Origin of the sequence: Rhodococcoides navarretei (assembly GCF_038069675.1) — a bacterium.
Lineage (GTDB): Bacteria > Actinomycetota > Actinomycetes > Mycobacteriales > Mycobacteriaceae > Rhodococcoides > Rhodococcoides navarretei.
The window spans coordinates 2219563-2236939 of sequence record NZ_JBBPCN010000001.1 but is presented as its reverse complement, the minus strand read 5'-3'; the positions used below and the strand labels follow the sequence as shown (position 1 = coordinate 2236939).

The window sequence follows — 17377 nt, the reverse complement described above, 5'->3', positions numbered from 1 at the left end:
CCCCAGTCGCTCGACAGCGTGCCCCTGCAGCTCCGAGACCACCGACCGACCGCGGAGTCTGGACAAACCGAGGAGTCCGCATTACCGTCTTCCACTAATCAACTAGTGAAAGGGTCTTGATGATCGCGTACCGCATCGATCGTCAGTCCGGCATCCCCACCTATGTCCAACTGATACTGCAGACCAAACAGGCATTACGCCTCGGATCACTCACTGTCGGCGACAAGCTCCCGACGGCGAAGGACGTGGTCACGGCACTCGCCATCAACCCGAACACTGTGCTCAAGGCCTACCGCGAACTCGAACGAGAAGGACTGGTGGAACCACGGACCGGATCGGGAACCTTCGTGGTCGCCTCGCTCGCGAAACCCGGCATGGCCGAACGATCGGCACTCGAGGCCGAACTCGACCGCTGGATTCGCCATTGCCTCGCAGCGGGATTGGACAGACCGGACCTCGAGGCCATCGTCACCGCAGCTCTCGACGCACAATTCGACCGAACCGAAAGAGACGAATCATGACCGACGCGGTTCTCACCATGGACGAGGTGGTCAAGTCGTTCCGACGCAGGACCGTACTCGATCGATGCTCGTTCACCGTCGAAAGAGGAAGCGTCACAGCGTTGGTCGGGTCCAACGGTGCAGGCAAGTCGACTCTGATGTCGTTGGCCGTCGGACTGCTCGCACCGGACGCCGGAACCGTCCGAGTGCTCGGCGAAGTCGTGGGCCGAGGCGGGATTGCTCCCGGCCTGTCCTATCTCGCCCAGCACAAGCCCCTGTATCCACACTTCACCGTCTCCGACATGCTGCGATTCGGTCGAAACACCAACGCACACTGGGACGATTCCTATGCGGCGGAACTCGTCGATGCGGCCGGAATCTCTGTCTCCGCCCGAGTGAAATCGCTCTCTCCCGGTCACCGCACCCGCGTCGCCCTCGCACTCGCATTGGGACGACGCCCGGAAGTACTTCTGCTCGACGAGCCTCTCGCCGACCTCGATCCGGTCGCTCGACGCGCCGTGGCCCGAACACTGATGCGCGACGCAGCAGAGAACGGCACCACCATCGTGCTCTCCTCGCACGTGCTGTCCGAACTGGTCGACGTCGCCGATCGACTACTCCTGTTGCGCGACGGCAGAATTCGACTCGACGGCGAACTCGACACCATCACGGCCGAGCACTACCTCCTCATCGGTAGCACCGACGCCGAACTCACCGTCGACGACGGAACCATCGTCTCCGACGTATCCGGCTCCAGCGCAGCAGTGTTCGTCGTCCACGGCACCCGACCGGAGACCGTGCGACCGGGCTGGACCGTCGAAGACGCCACCCTGGACGACGTCGTGCTTGCCCACCTCGGAGCGGCGGTGGCGGCATGATCTGGGTGACGTGGAGACAGTTCCGCACAACGATTCTGTTCGGGGTGCTGACCCCACTGCTGTTGGCGGCCATCACGATTGCCATCACTCTGCTCGACGGTGGTGTGGCACCGATTCCGGTACTCCAGGGGTGCCTCGGGATCGGAGACGACTACTGCACGGCGGAGACCGCGCAGACCATTGCGATTCTTCTTACGATCGCGCTACCGGTCGTGCTCGGGGCCTTCGTCGGGGTCACCGTGTTCTCTCGCGACCTCGAACGCCGTTCCCATGTGCTGGGTCTGACCCAGTCGGTGAGCAGACGACGGTGGTACGGAGTGCGCGTGCTCGTCGTGTTCGTTCCGACGATGCTCGCCGTGGCCCTCCTCGGATGCGCGCTCTACTGGGCGAAGTACCGAACTTCTCCGGGGGCGTTCGCTTTCATGAGTACTGGCGAATCGCGCTTGGACTTCCCCACCTTCGGCGCAACAGGGTTCGTAGCAGGCGCGTACACGGCCGTGGGACTGATGCTCGGCGCAGCGTGCGCGTTGGCCATGAGAAACACGATCGCCGCGATGATCACGACCGTCGTCGTGTCCACTGCGTTCCTGGCGCTGCTGCCGACCCAGATCCGTGAGCATTACGCGAGCCCCGAGGTCCAGCGGCAAACGGTGGAGCAGAAAACCAGCGAGATGTACGGCGGCACCCCGGACTTCTATCTTCCGATGGATTCGATCACCATCTATCCGCGATGGAACGTCTCGTCCGGCTATGTCGATCGACACGGTGATGTCGTCGCCATCGACTGGCAGCGGTGCACCTGGCCCGATGACTACCGGGACATGAGCGAATTCGAGACGGTCGCAGAATACGAGGAGTACTCGGACCGCCGCAGCGCGGACAACGCCCGAATCGCGATCGAATGCGTCCGCGGACAGGGTGCCGAGGCCTTCGAGACGAAGTACCACGAGGATCGATTGTTCTGGCGATTCCAGGCGATCGAGACCGGTCTGTCGTTGGTGATCGCCGCCCTGTTCGGCGGGCTGTCACTGTTACTGGTGCGCAGACTGCGGCCGTGATGGCAGGTCCGTCACCCTGCGAAGCGACGGGTAGCCACCGGGATCACAGTTGCGCAACCAACGCAGGCAATCCCACTGCGGCCGTGGTGCGCCACCGGTGATCGGCCATGTCCGAGACCTCGGTCTCGACCGGATTGATCTCGACCACGGTTGCTCCTGCGCTGCGGGCGATGGCCGGCAGCCCGGCGAACGGGTACACGACGCCCGACGTGCCGACGACGAGAACGAGGTCGGCCGCGCGCACCGCGCCCTCGGCCGCTTCCCACGCAGCCTCGGGCAGCGATTCGCCGAACCACACCGCCCCCGGCCGAATCAGCCCACCGCACAGCGGGCACTCCGGCGGCGGAACCCGCTGGTCGGCCTGGGTCGGGGCGTCGGCGGCACTGTCGAACTGCGCTCGTGCCCCGCAGTCGCTGCAGTACGGCTCGAACAGACTGCCGTGCACGTGCGAGAGAACCTCGGCTCCGGCCCTCTCGTGGAGATCGTCGACATTCTGGGTGGCGATGTCGACGTGCGCGCGGGCCTGCCACCTCGCCAGTGCCATGTGACCGGCGTTGGGCTCGGAGCGCCGTACCAACTCGGCTCGCCACCGATACCAACCCCACACCAGATCGCTGTCGGCCAGCCACCCCTCGGGGCTGGCGAGATCCTTGGGGTCGAAGTCCTTCCACAACCCGCTCTGCGCGTCCCTGAACGTCGCGATCCCCGACTCGGCAGACATGCCTGCGCCGGTGAGTACGGTGATCCGCGATGCCTCTCGCGCGGAGTCCACGACGGGCTTCGGAACAACAACGGGCGACGGATTCTCGGAAGTGGTCACCCGGTCATTGTGCCGAGCGGTGTCCCACCTCGCGCTACCGTGGTCGCATGAGCATCGACACCACCTCGCGAACCCGACGACGGTGGCCGCTGTGGGTAGTGGTCTGCACCGCTGTCGTCGTCGTGGTGGCCGTCGGGGTTCTGTGGCTGGCACCGAGCCGGTATCTGCCGTGGGACACCGAAGCGTTCCCCGAGGTGAACGCATCCGAGCTGACCGACGGTCAGGCCAGGGTGGTGGAACTGTTGCGAGCCGAACACGAGCAGCAACGCCCGGGAACGTTCTACGCCGAGGGCGTCGACGAGGCCTGGTGTGCCAACTTCGTCAGCTGGATCATGAAGGAAGCGGACATGCCGCTCTCGAACCCCCATTCGGGTTCGTGGCGCATACCCGGCGTCTACACCCTGCAGGAGTACTACCAGGAGCAGGGACGATTCGAGACCGTCGGCGACTACACGCCATCGGTGGGCGATGTGGTGCTCTACGACAACACCAGCTGGGCCGGCCAACACACCAACGTGATCGTCGCGGTCGACGGCGACGAGGCCGTCACCGTCGGCGGCAACGAAGCAGGCAAGATCAGGGTGCACACGCTGCACTACGCTTCCGACTCCGGAGTCGTCGGATTCGGTCGGCTTCAGAGCTGAGGTCACGACCTCGAGATCGCGTCCACGTCGCCGTACGAACGTGCACCACCGTCGCGTTTGGCTCGGTAGAGCAACATGTCCGCACGGTCGAAGCAGTCGTCGACGGACTCCCCCGCACGCAGTGTCGTGTAACCCGCGGAGAAGGTCTGGTCGTCGGGCACGACCGCCGACAACTCGGCCAGTACGGCCGACATGGTCGTCGACCCCACACCGGGCATCACGAGGGCGAACTCCTCGCCGCCCCACCGCGCGATGGACGCGCGCCCGCCGAGCAGGCCCACGGCAGCAGCAGAGAACTGAACCAACAGCCGATCCCCGCCTCCGTGTCCGTACTGGTCGTTGTACGACTTGAACCGATCGAAGTCGACCATCGCCAGAGCCAACGCGACATCGGCACCTCGCGGTGTCGTCAACTGATGCAACCGATCTCGCCATCCACGTCGGTTGAGCAACCCGGTGAGAGCATCGGTCTGCGCGGCCTGCCGGAGATCGTCCTCGACCCGCCGCCGGTCGGTGACGTCGTGCACGACGGCCATCGTCCACCGAGTGCCATCGGGGCCGGGAATCTCGCTGGCCGAGATCCAGCCCCACCGGACCGTGCCGTCCGGATGCAGGTACCGCTTCTCGAGGTGGACCGCTTCCCCACGTGCCCTGGCGTCGTTCATGATCTGTTCCATGGCGGCGTGCTGCGCCAGATCGTCGGGGTGGGTGAATTCACGGGAGGACCGGCCGGGCAACAGATGGCGTGGACAACCGACAACGGCTGCGTACGCCTCGTTCGCGAGAACCAACAGTCCGTTCTCGTCGGCGAGCGCCAATCCGACTGTGCTGGCCTCGAACATCTCCCGATACCAACGATCGGTGTCGACCATCTTGAGCCAGGTCTCTTCCTCGAACAGTACGAGCCACGTCGGCTCGCACGAACCACCGAGAATACGCGGTGCCTCGTGCCGGAGTTCGGCCGAGCACGGGCAGCCGGTCTTGACCTTGACGTAGCGTCACGGTTCACACTGAACGCATGAGAATCGGATCTCTGGCCGACGCCGCCGGAACGACACGTCGAACCGTGCGTCACTACCACCGGATCGGCCTGCTCGATGAGCCACGCCGACTGTCCAACGGCTATCGCGAGTACACGATCGACGACGTGATTCGACTGATGAGAATCCGGTGGCTCGCCGACTCCGGAATGGCTCTCGGCGCGATAGCGGCCGCCCTCGACCGGTCCCCGACGGACGACAGCGATGTGGTCGCCGATCTGCGAGCACTGCTGGCCGGAATCGAGTCGGAGCAGAAAGCGTTGGCGCACAAGCATGCCCGACTGTCGGCCCTGCTCGACGACGCCGTCGAGCATCGTGCACTGACGGCCCTACCGCGCGGTGCGGCGGACACGCTGGCCGCTGTGATCGATGCAGCCGACGACACCGACCGAGAAACGCTGCTCCGCGAGCGTGACCTGCTGGAGGTGATGGCGATCTCGGGCACAGTCCCCACGTCGTTCTTCGAGACGATGACAGCGACGCTGGCCGATCCCGGCAGCCGGCAGAACTACCTGGGCATCCTGCGCAGATTCAGCGCGCTCGAAGGGCGAGACCCGGACGTCGCCGAACGTGATATCGACTCGCTCGCAGCAGAATTGACGTCGTTGCTCGATGTCGATTCGCTCGGCACCGCCGGACAGAATACCGAGAGCTCCGGCCCGTTCGGTATCGACGACATCGTGCCCGATCCCGCTCAGCGCGCAGTGATCATCCGCGCCACCGCACGGCTACGGACCACCGAATCGAGCCGATCGGGTGATACTCGATGACGGTCGACACCCCGGTCCAGGTCGGGAGATGCCACGCGCTGCTGCTGTGGGCGCGGGGACGACACGCGCCGATCGGCGCAGACTCGGTGATGTTCACAACGGTCCGCGGGACTCGCGCGATGCCCGTGATGTTCGGCGTCGTCACCGTCATCGAGATGGTCGTGCTGCATCTGCTGATTCCGGTGCTGTGGATCAGCGCAGTGGTTGCGGCCCTGTCGGTGGCGTCACTGGTGGCGCTCACATCGTCGGTCGCGCTGGCCCGCGTCCATCCGCACGTCCTCTCGCCGACGACGCTCACACTGCGAACCTCGGGGAAGGTCGTCGCAACGGTGGACCGATCGGCCATCGCCTCCGCCCGAATCCACCGCCGGTTCGGCGTCGTCTCACCGAGTCTCGACGGCGGCCGACTCGTGCTGCCGAATCAGGACGGCACCGCCGTCGACGTCCATTTATTCTGCGCTACAACGGTTACCGTACCGGCACCACTGCAGCGATGGCGGCTGGACGGCAACGCCCACACCTTCTGCCTGCACGTGGACGATCCCGCAGCACTGGTTGCAGCTCTCACCCGGCCCACCCCCGACACCGACGCCGGTTCGGGCGACGCAGTACACCGATCGCGAACGACAGCACCAGCACGGCCGGCACGGTGATGCCGGATCCGGCCCAGGTGTAGCTGCGGCCGCCCGCACGAAACCGTCTCCGAACTGGGCATATCACTGCAAAGCAGACTCCGAGGGGTACTTCACCCCGCGTACACGTATTGTTTGCCCCTGAATCCCGTTCTCACCGGAATCGGGTACCACCGTCCACGACCCCCGACCGAGTGGTCGATACACAGCCGGGAAGTCACCTCTCCTCCATGCACGCACCCCAGAGCAGCACCGATACCGAGTCGGTCGCCGGTACCTCGGCCCCGGTACCGGTTCAGGGGCACATCACTGCGCCGCCGGACGGGCGGAGTCGACCACCCCAGCGACACGATCTCAACGGCCTGCGCGGCGTCGCCATCGCACTCGTTGTCGTCTTCCACATCTGGATGGGTCGGGTGTCGGGCGGCGTCGATGTCTTCCTCACCCTGTCCGGCTTCTTCTTCACCGCATCCCTGCTGCGATCGGCCGAGTCCGGCGCGAGCCTGAACCCGATCACTCGCATCACGCGGGTGCTGCGCAGACTCGGGCCGCCCCTGCTGATCACCCTGCTGGCAGTGGGCGTCGCATCGGTATTCCTGCTCCCACGCACCCGATGGGCCGATCTGGGCGATCAGTTGGTGTCCGGTGTCTTCTACTACGTGAACTGGCAGCTGGCGACGACAGCGAACGACTACCTGGCGGCCGACCCCTCGGTGAGTCCCGTTCAGCACCTGTGGTCGGTGGCCGTGCAGTTCCAGTTCTATCTGCTTGCCATTGCCGTCGTGTTCGGTCTCGCCTGGGTCCGACGCATCGCGCGTCCGGAGGGACCACGAAGTCTTCGGCCGCGTACCTTCGCGGTGATCTTCGCGCTCATGGCGGTGCTGTCCTTCGTGTACGCAGCGGACGGTGTGCGACGCCACCAGGCGTGGAACTACTACGACACCGGGGCGCGGCTGTGGGAGATCATGCTCGGAGCCACCGTTGCCGCTGTCTTCGCCGCGCGGAGCAACAACCCGGCGGGCGAGTCGTCGGCCCGTGACTCCCGAGCGTGGCCGACGGCACGCGGGGCCCTTGCCGGTGTCGCGATGGCGGTCATCGTGGTGTGCGGATTTCTCGTGGACGGGGTGGCTGCCTTTCCCGGTCCCCTGGCCCTGATTCCGGTGCTGGCCACCCTCGCGTTGATCGTCGCCGGCTCACAGACCGCCGTCGCGACCACGCTCTCCAATCGGTTCTTCGCCTGGCTCGGATCGATCGCGTTTCCGCTGTACCTGTGGCATTGGCCGCTGCTGATCTTCTACCTCTCGGCCACCGGTCGGTCCCAGGTCGACCTCTCGGGTGGCGTCGGCATCGTCGTTGCCTCGATCGCACTCGCGTTCCTCACCGTCCGGCTGGTCGAAAGACCCACGCAGTCGACGACGTTCACCCCGGGACGTATCGCGGTGACCGCCTGCGCCGTGTTCGCCGCGATCGCCGTCACGGCGAGTTCGATCGGATGGAACGCCTTCATCAGCCGGTCGATCACCGCGGTACAGGCCGATGGATCGGTCGACGAGATGACCCACCCGGGGGCACTCGAACTGACCGACGGCATTCGCGCCGAGTCGACCACCCTCAGTCCCCCGCTGTACTCGGCTCCCGAGGATCTCCCCGCCAGCACTCTCGAAGGGTGCATCGCCGATTTCGAAACTCGCGATGCGATCTCGTGTACGTACGGCGACCTCGACGCGAACCGCACCATCGTGCTGGCGGGCGGCTCACACGCCGAACACTGGTTGTCGGCCCTCGACCCGCTCGGGAGCAGGCACGGGTTCAAGGTCGTCACGTTCTTCAAAATGGGTTGCCCGTTGAGTGTGGACACGATGCCGATGCTCGGTGCCAACGAATACCCGGATTGCCTCGACTGGACGCAGACCGTACTGGCCGAGGTTGCGGCGATGAAACCCGCCTACGTGTTCACCACGGCCACCCGACCTCGGGAGGGGTTCCCGGGCGACTACACCCCCTCCTTCTACACCGAGGTATGGCGACAACTCGTTGCGGACGGCGTCGGAATACTGGGCGTTCGGGACACTCCGTGGCTGGCGTACCGGGCGATCGATTGCCTGGCCGACGGCGGCGATGCCACCTCGTGCGGCATATCGAGGGACGAGGCACTCGACCCTGTCAATCCGGCGCTCGCGGCCTCGTTCCAGCTTCCCGGATTCTCCGCTCTCGACCTGTCCGATGCGGTCTGCGACACCACCGTGTGCCGCGTCGAGCAAGGCAACGTGCTCGTCTACCGTGACGAGCATCATCTCACCGCGACCTACGTGCGAACTCTGACCACCGAGCTGGGACGGCAGCTCGGAACGGCCACCGGCTGGTGGACGGGACCGTGAGCCGAGCGGCTCGCGCTCGGTAAGCCCGGGCCCACCCGCCACAGTAGGGTTGATCCATGCTGCACGAAGCCTCCGACGACACGCCTGCCATCGCAGTATGGCCGGGATCCGCTTATCCGCTCGGCGCGACCTACGACGGAGCAGGAACCAACTTCGCACTGTTTTCCGAGGTCGCTGAGGCCGTGGATCTCTGCCTGATCGCAGAGGACGGCACCGAGACACGCATTCGTTTCGAGGAGTCCGACGGCTACGTCTGGCACGCATATCTGCCCACGGTGGTACCCGGTCAGCGCTACGGCTACCGCGTTCATGGCCCGTGGGATCCGGCAGCCGGGCATCGCTGCGACCCGAGCAAGCTGCTCGTGGACCCGTACGGCAAGGCGTTCGAGGGATCGTTCGACGGCGACCGATCGCTGTTCTCCTACAACATGGACGCGCCGGCACCCGAGGCAGAGGCCGAGTCAGAGGTCCCCACCGACGAGGAACCGACGGACTCGCTCGAGACCGAGGCCCCGTTCGAGGACGCCACCGATCTCGCCGATCCCGACGACGAGAACATCGAGGAAGCTCCCATCGCGCACGACGACGTGCCGAACAACGATTTCCCTCAGCATGATTCGCTCGGTCACACGATGACCACCGTCGTGATCAACCCGTTCTTCGACTGGCAGGCCGATCGCGCCCCCAAGCGCCCATATCACGAGACGGTGATCTACGAGGCCCACGTCAAGGGGATGACGATCAACCATCCAGAGATCCCCGAGGCCGAGCGCGGCACCTACGCGGGCCTGGCACATCCGGTGATCATCGACCACCTCAACCACCTCGGGGTCACGGCCATCGAGTTGATGCCGGTGCACCAGTTCATGCAGGATCAGGTCCTGCTGGACAAGGGACTGCGAAACTACTGGGGCTACAACACCTTCGGCTTCCTGGCCCCGCACGCGGAATACTCCTCACTGCAGTCCCCCGGCGCGGCGGTCACGGAGTTCAAGGCCATGGTTCGCGCTTTCCACGCAGCGGGAATCGAGGTGATACTCGACGTGGTCTACAACCACACCGCCGAGGGCAATCACATGGGCCCGACCATCAGCTTCCGCGGCATCGACAACGCGGCGTATTACCGGCTCGTCGACGGCGACCTCGAGCACTACATGGACTACACCGGTACCGGCAACAGTCTCAACGCGCGACATCCGCACACGCTGCAGCTCATCATGGACTCGTTGCGCTACTGGGTGACCGAGATGCACGTGGACGGGTTCCGATTCGACCTCGCATCGACGTTGGCTCGCGAACTGCACGATGTCGATCGCCTCAGCGCATTCTTCGATCTGGTTCAACAGGATCCGGTCGTCAGCCAGGTCAAGCTGATCGCCGAGCCCTGGGACATCGGTGAGGGCGGCTACCAGGTCGGCAACTTCCCCGGGCTGTGGACGGAATGGAACGGCAAGTACCGCGACACCGTGCGTGACTACTGGCGAGGGGAGCCCGCGACGCTGGGCGAGTTCGCGTCGAGACTGACCGGATCCTCGGATCTGTACGAGTCGAACGGTCGTCGCCCGGGTGCCAGCATCAACTTCGTCATTGCCCACGACGGATTCACCCTGAACGATCTCGTCTCGTACAACGACAAGCACAACGAGGCCAACGGCGAGGGCAACAACGACGGCGAGAGTCACAACCGCTCGTGGAACTGCGGCGTCGAGGGGCCGACCGACGATCCGGAGATCCTGGATCTTCGTGCCCGTCAGATCCGCAACATCATGGCGACCTTGCTCCTCAGCCAGGGCACGCCGATGATCGCGCACGGCGACGAGATGGCGCGCACTCAGCAGGGCAACAACAACGTGTACTGCCAGGACTCCGAATTGGCGTGGATGGACTGGTCGTTGGCCGAGAAGAACGCGGAACTGATCGAGTTCACTCGCAACGCCATCGCGCTGCGCGCCGAACATCCGGTCTTCCGGCGTCGACGGTTCTTCGAGGGCCGCCCCATCCGCACCGGCGAGCAAGCACGAGACATCGCGTGGCTCACCCCCGCGGGCGAGGAAATGACTCCCGAGGACTGGGACAGCGGATTCGGTAAGTCGCTCACGGTGTTCCTCAACGGTGACGGCATCCCGGAACCGAATCAGCGCGGCGAGCGCGTGGTGGACGACTCGTTCCTGCTGTGCTTCAACGCACATCACGAGGCCCTCGAGTTCGTGACGCCGGACGGGGGTTACGCCAAGGAGTGGACGGTGGCGCTGAACACCGCGTCGCGAACCGGGACAAGTGAGAAAACGATCGAAGCGGGTACACCGGTGGAAGTCACCGCTCGTTCCCTACTCGTTCTACGAAAGACTGCCTGACACATGCCGCTGCCCACCAGTACATACCGGTTACAACTGCGGGGCGATGCCTTCACCCTGGCCGACGCCACCGACGTGGTCGATTACCTCCACGACCTCGGGGTCACGCACCTGTATCTCTCGCCCATCCTGACGGCAACGGACGGCTCGACGCACGGGTACGACGTCACCGACACCTCGACGGTCTCGGCCGCACTGGGGGGCCGAGACGCATTGACGCAGTTACATTCTCGTGCCGCCGAACTGGGCATGGGGATCATCGTCGATATCGTTCCCAACCACGTCGGGGTGGAGGATCCGCGGCAGAACGCGTGGTGGTGGGATGTGCTGCGGCGTGGTCGCGACTCGGAGTTCGCCACGTACTTCGACATCGACTTCGGAGCCGACAACGGGGTGGACGGCAAGATCGCCATTCCCGTCCTCGGTAGCGCGAGCGATGTCGGCGAGCTGACCGTGGACCGCTCCGAGGAGGAGCCTCTGCTCGCGTTCTACGAGCACCGCTTCCCCATCGCCGACGGCACCGACAGCGGCGACGCGCAGGCCGTGCACGACAGTCAGTCGTACCGACTGGTGAGCTGGTCCGACGGGCTGATCGGGTACCGACGGTTCTTCTCGGTGAACGGCCTGGCGGGAATCCGGCAGGAAGACCTCGACGTCTTCACCGATTCCCATCGTCAGGTGGCCGGTTGGATCGAGGACGGCTTGATCGATGGACTTCGCGTCGACCATCCCGACGGCCTGGCCGACCCCGCCGGCTATCTCACCGAACTGCGTGGACTGCTCGGCCCCGACCGATGGCTGGTCATCGAGAAGATCCTGGCCGACGGCGAACCGCTGGACGAGTCGCTCCCCGTCGACGGAACGACCGGATACGACGCCTTGGCCGCGGTCGGCGGAGTGTTCGTCGACCCCGAGGGCGTTCATGCCCTCACTGCGCTCTCTCAGGTGCGCTCGGGCATCGCCTACGACAGCGAGACGCTCCACGAAGCAGAACTCGACCTCAAGACCGATGTTGCCCGCGGCGATCTGTCCCCGGAGGTACGACGCCTCGCGCGTGCCGTCGTGCGCGAGTCCGGCACCACCGTCGAACTCGAGTCCGTCATCGATGCGATCGTTGCCGTCGTCGCAGCGGTCCCCGTGTATCGAACCGACTATGCGCCGCTCTCCCGCGTACTGCCCGGCGTGGTCGCGGAGATCGGCGAGGACCGCCCCGAATTGACGGCCGGCCTCGGCGCGCTCACGACCGCTCTCATCAGCGGTGCCGAATCACCGGTGCGGTTCGATCAGGTGTGCGGTGCCGTCACCGCCAAGGGCGTCGAGGACTGTCTGTTCTACCGCGCCAACCGACTCGTCTCGTTGCAGGAAGTCGGTGGCGATCCCGGCCGATTCGGTTGCAGCACAGAGTTCTTCCATCTCACCAACGCGGACCGCGCCAAGCGTTGGCCGGCGGCGATGACGACGCTGTCGACTCACGACACCAAGCGCGGCGAGGACGTGCGGGCGCGCATCGGCGTGCTGTCGCAAACTCCCGATCTGTGGGCCCGCTGCATCACGGACTGGGAAGAGATTGCCCCGAGCCCCGACGGCACCACTGGAATGTTCCTGTGGCAGAACCTGTTCGGAGTCTGGCCGGCGGACGGAGTGGTCACGTCCTCGTTGCGTGAACGCGTCCACGCCTACGCGGAGAAGGCGATCCGCGAGGCGGCCCTTCGCACTACGTGGACCGACCCGGACGAGGAATTCGAGTCCGCGGTGCACGCTTGGCTCGACGCGATCTTCGACGGTGCCGTCGCGCGATCGATGTCGATGCTCGTCGAGAAGCTCGCTCCGCACGGCCATTCCGACGCACTGGGTCAGAAACTGTTGAACCTGGCCGGGCCCGGTATCCCCGATGTGTACCAGGGCACCGAGTTGTGGGAGGACTCGCTCGTCGACCCCGACAACAGAAGGCCCGTCGACTACTCGGTCCGTCGATCGATGCTCGCCGCGTCGAACTCCGCTGCGCTCTCGGTCGATACGGGTGCTGCCAAGCTGGCCGTCGTTCGGTCCGCGCTCCACGTTCGGCGCGAGCGGCCGGAGAGTTTCGTCGGCGGAACCTACGCACCGATCGTGGCCGACGGAACCGCAGCCGAGCACCTCGTCGGATTCGCACGTGGCCCACTGCCGGGCAACTCCGACGTCATCGCACTGGCCACCAGGTTTTCGCTCGCGGTGTCAGAACAGGGCTGGGGCGAGACAACCGTGACCCTGCCCGACGGCCGTTGGCGCGATCGGATCACCGACGTCGAACATACCGGCACCGTGTCCGTGGCCGAGATATTCGCCTCACTACCGGTCGCACTTCTGGTGCGCGACAGCGAAGGAACGGTGAACCAGTGACATCCCCGGCAGCAGCGACTCGTCGGTTCGAAGTCTGGGCACCGACCCCGGAGACGGTCCGCCTCCAGCTCGACGACACGGTGCATCCGATGCAGCGCTCCTCGAGCGGCTGGTGGCATGCCGACGTGGACTGCACCCCGACCAGTCGATACGGCTTCCTGCTCGACGACGCAGACAAGGCGCTCCCCGACCCACGGTCGCCGCGGCAGCCCGACGGCGTTCACGAGCTGTCCCAGGTCCACGACGTCGATCCGACGCTGTGGACCGACGCGGCGTGGACCGGCCGACAATTGCCGGGCTCGTCGATCTACGAGCTCCACATCGGCACGTTCACCGACGAGGGCACGTTCGACGCGGCTATCACCAAGCTCGATCACCTTGTCGATCTGGGTGTGACGTTCATCGAGATCATGCCGGTCAACGGATTCAACGGCGTGCACAACTGGGGCTACGACGGCGTTCTCTGGTACACCGTGCAGGAGACGTACGGCGGCCCGGAAGGGTTGCAGCGCTTGGTCGATGCGTGCCACGGCCGCGGCATCGGCGTCGTTCTGGACGTGGTCTACAACCACCTCGGCCCCTCCGGCAACTATCTCGACCGCTTCGGCCCGTACATGACCGAGGGCGCCAACAGCTGGGGCCAAGCGATCAACTACGCCGAGGCCGACTCGGGCGAGGTGCGGCGCTACGCCCTCGACAACGCGTTGCGCTGGTTCTCCGAGTTCCACATCGACGCGCTCCGGCTCGACGCGGTGCATGCGATCGTCGACCACACCGCGGTGCATCTGCTCGAACAGCTGTCGATCGAAACCCGAAGCCTCTCGGCTCATCTGGGGCGGCCGCTGACCCTGATCGCCGAGAGCGACCTGAACGATCCGATGCTGATCACCGCACGATCGGGTGGCGGCTACGGACTCGACGCTCAGTGGGACGACGACATCCACCACGCGATTCATGCCGCGGTCTCCGGCGAGCGCCAGGGTTACTACGGCGATTTCGGTTCGCTGCGGGGGCTGGCGAACACGCTGAGGCAGGGGTTCTTCCACGCCGGAACGTACTCGAGTTTCCGCGGTCGCATCCACGGTCGCCCACTGGACACCAGGCGCATCCCGGCCAGTTCTCTGGTGACCTACACGACCACGCACGACCAGGTGGGCAACCGCGCCATCGGCGACCGACCGGGCTTCTATCTCTCCCCCGGCCAGCTCGCGATCAAGGCCGCGCTGGTGCTGACCTCGCCCTACACCCCGATGCTGTTCATGGGCGAGGAGTGGGGCGCGTCGACACCGTTCCAATTCTTCACTTCGCACCCCGAACCCGAGTTGGGCAAGGCCACCGCAGAGGGGCGCAAGGCGGAATTCGCCGAACACGGTTGGGACAAGAGCGATATCCCGGATCCGCAGGATCCCGAGACGTTCACGCGATCGAAGCTGAACTGGTCGGAGCTGGGCGACGGCGACCATGCTCGACTGTTGGCCGTCTACCGCGATCTGCTGCGCCTGCGTAGAGACCGGACCGAGCTCACCGATCCGTGGCTCGACCACGTGAAGGTGGAGTACGACGAGGACGCGAAGTGGATCGTCGTTCGCCGAGGCCGCATCAGCGTGGTGTGCAACCTGTCCGAATCCGCGGTGACGGTTCCGGTCGGCGGCTCCGCACTGCTCGAGTGGGAGCCGACGACCTCGAACGAAACCGGTTCTGTCACCACGGTTCCCGGTCACTCCGTCGTCGTGCTGGAGTCCTGACGCCTGCGTAGGTTGACCGGGACGAACACGGCGGTGATGGCGAGCACCACCGCGGTGGCGACGGCCGCGACATGCATACCCGACACGAACGCAGCATGCGCGGAATCCAACAGAACCGTCGCCACCGAGTCGGGCACCTCTCGAGCCACCGCATCCGCGCCGCCGAGTGTCTCGCCTGCCCTGGCTCCCAGCTCGGGGGTCAGCTGCGTGACGTCGATACCGCGACGGAAGATGGCCATGACAACGGTGCCGAGGATGGCAACACCCAGCGCGATACCCAGCTCGTAGGCGGTTTCCGACACGGCCGAGGCGGCTCCCGCCCGTTCGGGTTCGACAGCGCTGACGACCAACTCGGAGGTCAGCGTGAGCGCCACACCGACGCCTGCTCCCACGAGGACGAATCCAGCGATGAACAAGGCCGGTCCACTGTCCGTGGCCAGTCCGACCAGCAGCCCTGCGCCCGCGGCGGCGACGAACATCGCTGTACCGAGAACCGTTCCTGCGCTGAAGTACCGGACCAGGACCGCAACGAGCAGTGCGGTGACGATACTGGCGGCCGTGCCGGGCAGTAGCAACAGCCCCGCCTCGAGCGGACTGTAGCCGAGCACGAGCTGTAGGTACTGCGAACCGAAGAACAACACCCCGGCGAGAGCGAAGACCGACAGGAAGTTGGTGGCCACGCCCGTGGAGAACGCCCGGTTGGCGAACAAACTCAGGTCGATCATCGGGGCCGCCAGAGTCCTCTGACGCCGGACGAACACGAACCCGGCGATGACGCCGATCACGGCGGACAGCAGGTAGACCACGTCGAATCCGTGTGCCGCGGTCTCCTTCACCGCGAACACCATCGGCACGATGGCGAGCATCGACAGCGCTGAGCTCGTCAGGTCGAAGCGGCCGGGATTCGGATCCTTGGACTCGGGGATCACCAGCGGACCGAGTGCGATCAGGGCGATCATCACGGGGATGTTGATGAGGAACACCGACCCCCACCAGAAGTGTTCGAGCAGCCAGCCGCCCACGAGCGGCCCTGCCGCGGCACCGCCACCGGCCATTGCGCCCCACACGCCGATTGCGGCGACGCGCTGGCGTGGGTTCAGGAAGATGGTGCGAATGAGGCCCAAGGTCGCGGGCATCAGCGTTGCGCCGGAGATGCCCTGGAGCACCCTGGCCGCGATCAGCATCTCGGCGCTGGTCGAGACGGCAGCGACGAGCGAGGCGATCCCGAAGCCCGCAGCTCCGATCAGCAGCAGGCGACGGCGTCCGATCCGGTCGCCGAGCGTGCCCATGGTGATGAGCAAGCCGGCCAGGACGAACGAGTAGACATCGATGATCCACAGCAGCTGGTTACTGGTGGGTGCCAGATCCGAGCTGATGAACGGCAGGGCCAGGTCGAGTACCGTGCCGTCGACAGCGATCAACAGCACGGCGAACGCCAGCACCACCAACCCGAGCCAGTCTCGTGGGGTGGCCCGATGCCCGTGGGCACCATCGACCTCGTGCACCGAACCGGTGCGCACGTCACTCACTGAAATCTCCTACGTTCCCGTGCTCGGTTGCCCGAAGGCCGATCCGAACACCTCCTGCTACCGACCGTCCAGCCGGTACAGTAAACGAGAGTACCGCGAACCGTCCAGCCGGTAAAGTGACTTTCATGTCATCGGATACCCGCGACCGAATACTGGACGCACTCGAAACGATGCTGCTCGATCACGGCATGACCAAGGTGACCCTCGACAGCGTCGCCGCCGCCGCAGGAGTCTCCAAGGGCGGACTCCTCTATCACTTCAAGACCAAGGACGCCCTGGTCGCCGCCATGGTGCGACGGCTCGCCGTTCAGGCCGATCAGCAGCGTGCCGATGCTGCCGAAGGCGGCACGTCGGTTGCCGAGTGGTATCTGCAGCCGCCCGACTCCATCTCGGAGAAGGAGCTCGCGCTGTACCGCTCCACGCTGGCGGCACTGCGCAGCGTGGACGGCAACTCCGGTGAGGTGCAGGACGCCGTAGTCGACATGATGCAGCAGTGGGACGAAGGCTTGCGGACGGAGATCGACGATCCGGTCCAGGCCGAGATCGTCCGACTCGTCGGCGACGGGATCTACCTCGGAGCCGTCCTGGACCTGCCCGCCGTCGACCCCGAGCTGCACAAACGAGTCGTCGACCGTTTGCTCGGCAGGTAG

14 protein-coding genes are annotated in these 17377 nt (G+C 65.5%); 11 read left to right on the top strand and 3 right to left on the bottom strand.

The window, feature by feature from the left end:
• Positions 1–119: 119 nt before the first annotated feature.
• From AABD04_RS10735 to AABD04_RS10725, 3 genes are read left to right on the top strand one after another with little or no spacing between them, the layout of a single operon-like run.
• Positions 120–521, top strand: a complete 402-nt coding sequence (locus tag AABD04_RS10735) for a GntR family transcriptional regulator (RefSeq protein WP_341443011.1) — start codon at positions 120–122, stop codon at positions 519–521.
• The gene (locus AABD04_RS10730) at positions 518–1378 is read left to right on the top strand and encodes an ABC transporter ATP-binding protein (protein ID WP_341441163.1); all 861 of its coding nucleotides are present in this window, start codon (positions 518–520) and stop codon (positions 1376–1378) included. The genes AABD04_RS10735 and AABD04_RS10730 overlap by 4 nt, the downstream gene beginning before the upstream one ends.
• On the top strand, positions 1375–2436 hold the full coding sequence (locus AABD04_RS10725) for an ABC transporter permease (RefSeq protein WP_341441162.1): 1062 nt from the start codon (positions 1375–1377) through the stop codon (positions 2434–2436). Before AABD04_RS10730 ends, AABD04_RS10725 begins: the two co-directional genes overlap by 4 nt.
• 43 nt (positions 2437–2479) lie before the next feature.
• On the opposite strand, the gene AABD04_RS10720 is transcribed toward AABD04_RS10725, so the two are convergent.
• A complete protein-coding gene (locus tag AABD04_RS10720) occupies positions 2480–3256 on the bottom strand; it encodes an SIR2 family NAD-dependent protein deacylase (RefSeq protein WP_423228135.1) in 777 nt (258 codons plus the stop codon).
• A gap of 47 nt (positions 3257–3303) precedes the next feature.
• On the opposite strand from AABD04_RS10720, the gene AABD04_RS10715 reads away from it, so the two are divergent.
• The gene (locus AABD04_RS10715; protein WP_341441161.1) at positions 3304–3900 is read left to right on the top strand and encodes a CHAP domain-containing protein; all 597 of its coding nucleotides are present in this window, start codon (positions 3304–3306) and stop codon (positions 3898–3900) included.
• A gap of 2 nt (positions 3901–3902) precedes the next feature.
• Here the strand turns inward: AABD04_RS10715 and AABD04_RS10710 are convergent, their stop codons facing one another.
• A complete protein-coding gene (locus AABD04_RS10710; protein ID WP_341441160.1) occupies positions 3903–4772 on the bottom strand; it encodes a sensor domain-containing diguanylate cyclase in 870 nt (289 codons plus the stop codon).
• A gap of 146 nt (positions 4773–4918) precedes the next feature.
• Here AABD04_RS10710 and AABD04_RS10705 point away from each other — a divergent pair, with 146 nt between their 5' ends.
• From AABD04_RS10705 to treZ, 6 genes are all read left to right on the top strand, one after another.
• Positions 4919–5710 carry a helix-turn-helix domain-containing protein gene (locus tag AABD04_RS10705; RefSeq protein WP_341441159.1) on the top strand — a complete coding sequence of 264 codons (792 nt, stop codon included), beginning with the start codon at positions 4919–4921 and terminating at the stop codon, positions 5708–5710.
• Positions 5707–6363 carry a hypothetical protein gene (locus tag AABD04_RS10700; protein WP_341441158.1) on the top strand — a complete coding sequence of 219 codons (657 nt, stop codon included), beginning with the start codon at positions 5707–5709 and terminating at the stop codon, positions 6361–6363. Before AABD04_RS10705 ends, AABD04_RS10700 begins: the two co-directional genes overlap by 4 nt.
• Positions 6364–6572: 209 nt before the next feature.
• Positions 6573–8720, top strand: a complete 2148-nt coding sequence (locus AABD04_RS10695) for an acyltransferase family protein (RefSeq protein ID WP_341441157.1) — start codon at positions 6573–6575, stop codon at positions 8718–8720.
• Positions 8721–8776: 56 nt separating this feature from the next.
• Positions 8777–11074, top strand: a complete 2298-nt coding sequence (gene glgX / locus AABD04_RS10690; RefSeq protein WP_341441156.1) for a glycogen debranching protein GlgX — start codon at positions 8777–8779, stop codon at positions 11072–11074.
• 3 nt (positions 11075–11077) lie between these two features.
• Positions 11078–13453 (top strand): malto-oligosyltrehalose synthase, encoded by a 2376-nt coding sequence (gene treY / locus AABD04_RS10685; protein WP_341441155.1) that lies wholly within the window; start codon positions 11078–11080, stop codon positions 13451–13453.
• Positions 13450–15198 (top strand): malto-oligosyltrehalose trehalohydrolase, encoded by a 1749-nt coding sequence (gene treZ / locus AABD04_RS10680; protein ID WP_341441154.1) that lies wholly within the window; start codon positions 13450–13452, stop codon positions 15196–15198. Before treY ends, treZ begins: the two co-directional genes overlap by 4 nt.
• Here the strand turns inward: treZ and AABD04_RS10675 are convergent.
• Positions 15171–16733 (bottom strand): MFS transporter, encoded by a 1563-nt coding sequence (locus tag AABD04_RS10675; RefSeq protein ID WP_341443009.1) that lies wholly within the window; start codon positions 16731–16733, stop codon positions 15171–15173. The two genes, treZ and AABD04_RS10675, sit on opposite strands and share 28 nt — an antisense overlap.
• Before the next feature lie 119 nt (positions 16734–16852).
• Here AABD04_RS10675 and AABD04_RS10670 point away from each other — a divergent pair, with 119 nt between their 5' ends.
• Positions 16853–17377, top strand: coding sequence for a TetR/AcrR family transcriptional regulator (locus AABD04_RS10670; protein WP_243594975.1), 525 nt, complete (start codon positions 16853–16855; stop codon positions 17375–17377).

Coding starts and splice junctions, on each gene's coding strand:
- AABD04_RS10670 (WP_243594975.1), top strand. CDS start 16,853: ATGTCATCGGATACCCGCGACCGAATACTGGACGCACTCGAAACGATG.
- AABD04_RS10705 (WP_341441159.1), top strand. CDS start 4,919: ATGAGAATCGGATCTCTGGCCGACGCCGCCGGAACGACACGTCGAACC.
- AABD04_RS10735 (WP_341443011.1), top strand. CDS start 120: ATGATCGCGTACCGCATCGATCGTCAGTCCGGCATCCCCACCTATGTC.
- AABD04_RS10725 (WP_341441162.1), top strand. CDS start 1,375: ATGATCTGGGTGACGTGGAGACAGTTCCGCACAACGATTCTGTTCGGG.
- AABD04_RS10710 (WP_341441160.1), bottom strand. CDS start 4,772: ATGGTCGACACCGATCGTTGGTATCGGGAGATGTTCGAGGCCAGCACA.
- treY (WP_341441155.1), top strand. CDS start 11,078: ATGCCGCTGCCCACCAGTACATACCGGTTACAACTGCGGGGCGATGCC.
- AABD04_RS10700 (WP_341441158.1), top strand. CDS start 5,707: ATGACGGTCGACACCCCGGTCCAGGTCGGGAGATGCCACGCGCTGCTG.
- glgX (WP_341441156.1), top strand. CDS start 8,777: ATGCTGCACGAAGCCTCCGACGACACGCCTGCCATCGCAGTATGGCCG.
- AABD04_RS10695 (WP_341441157.1), top strand. CDS start 6,573: ATGCACGCACCCCAGAGCAGCACCGATACCGAGTCGGTCGCCGGTACC.
- AABD04_RS10715 (WP_341441161.1), top strand. CDS start 3,304: ATGAGCATCGACACCACCTCGCGAACCCGACGACGGTGGCCGCTGTGG.
- AABD04_RS10730 (WP_341441163.1), top strand. CDS start 518: ATGACCGACGCGGTTCTCACCATGGACGAGGTGGTCAAGTCGTTCCGA.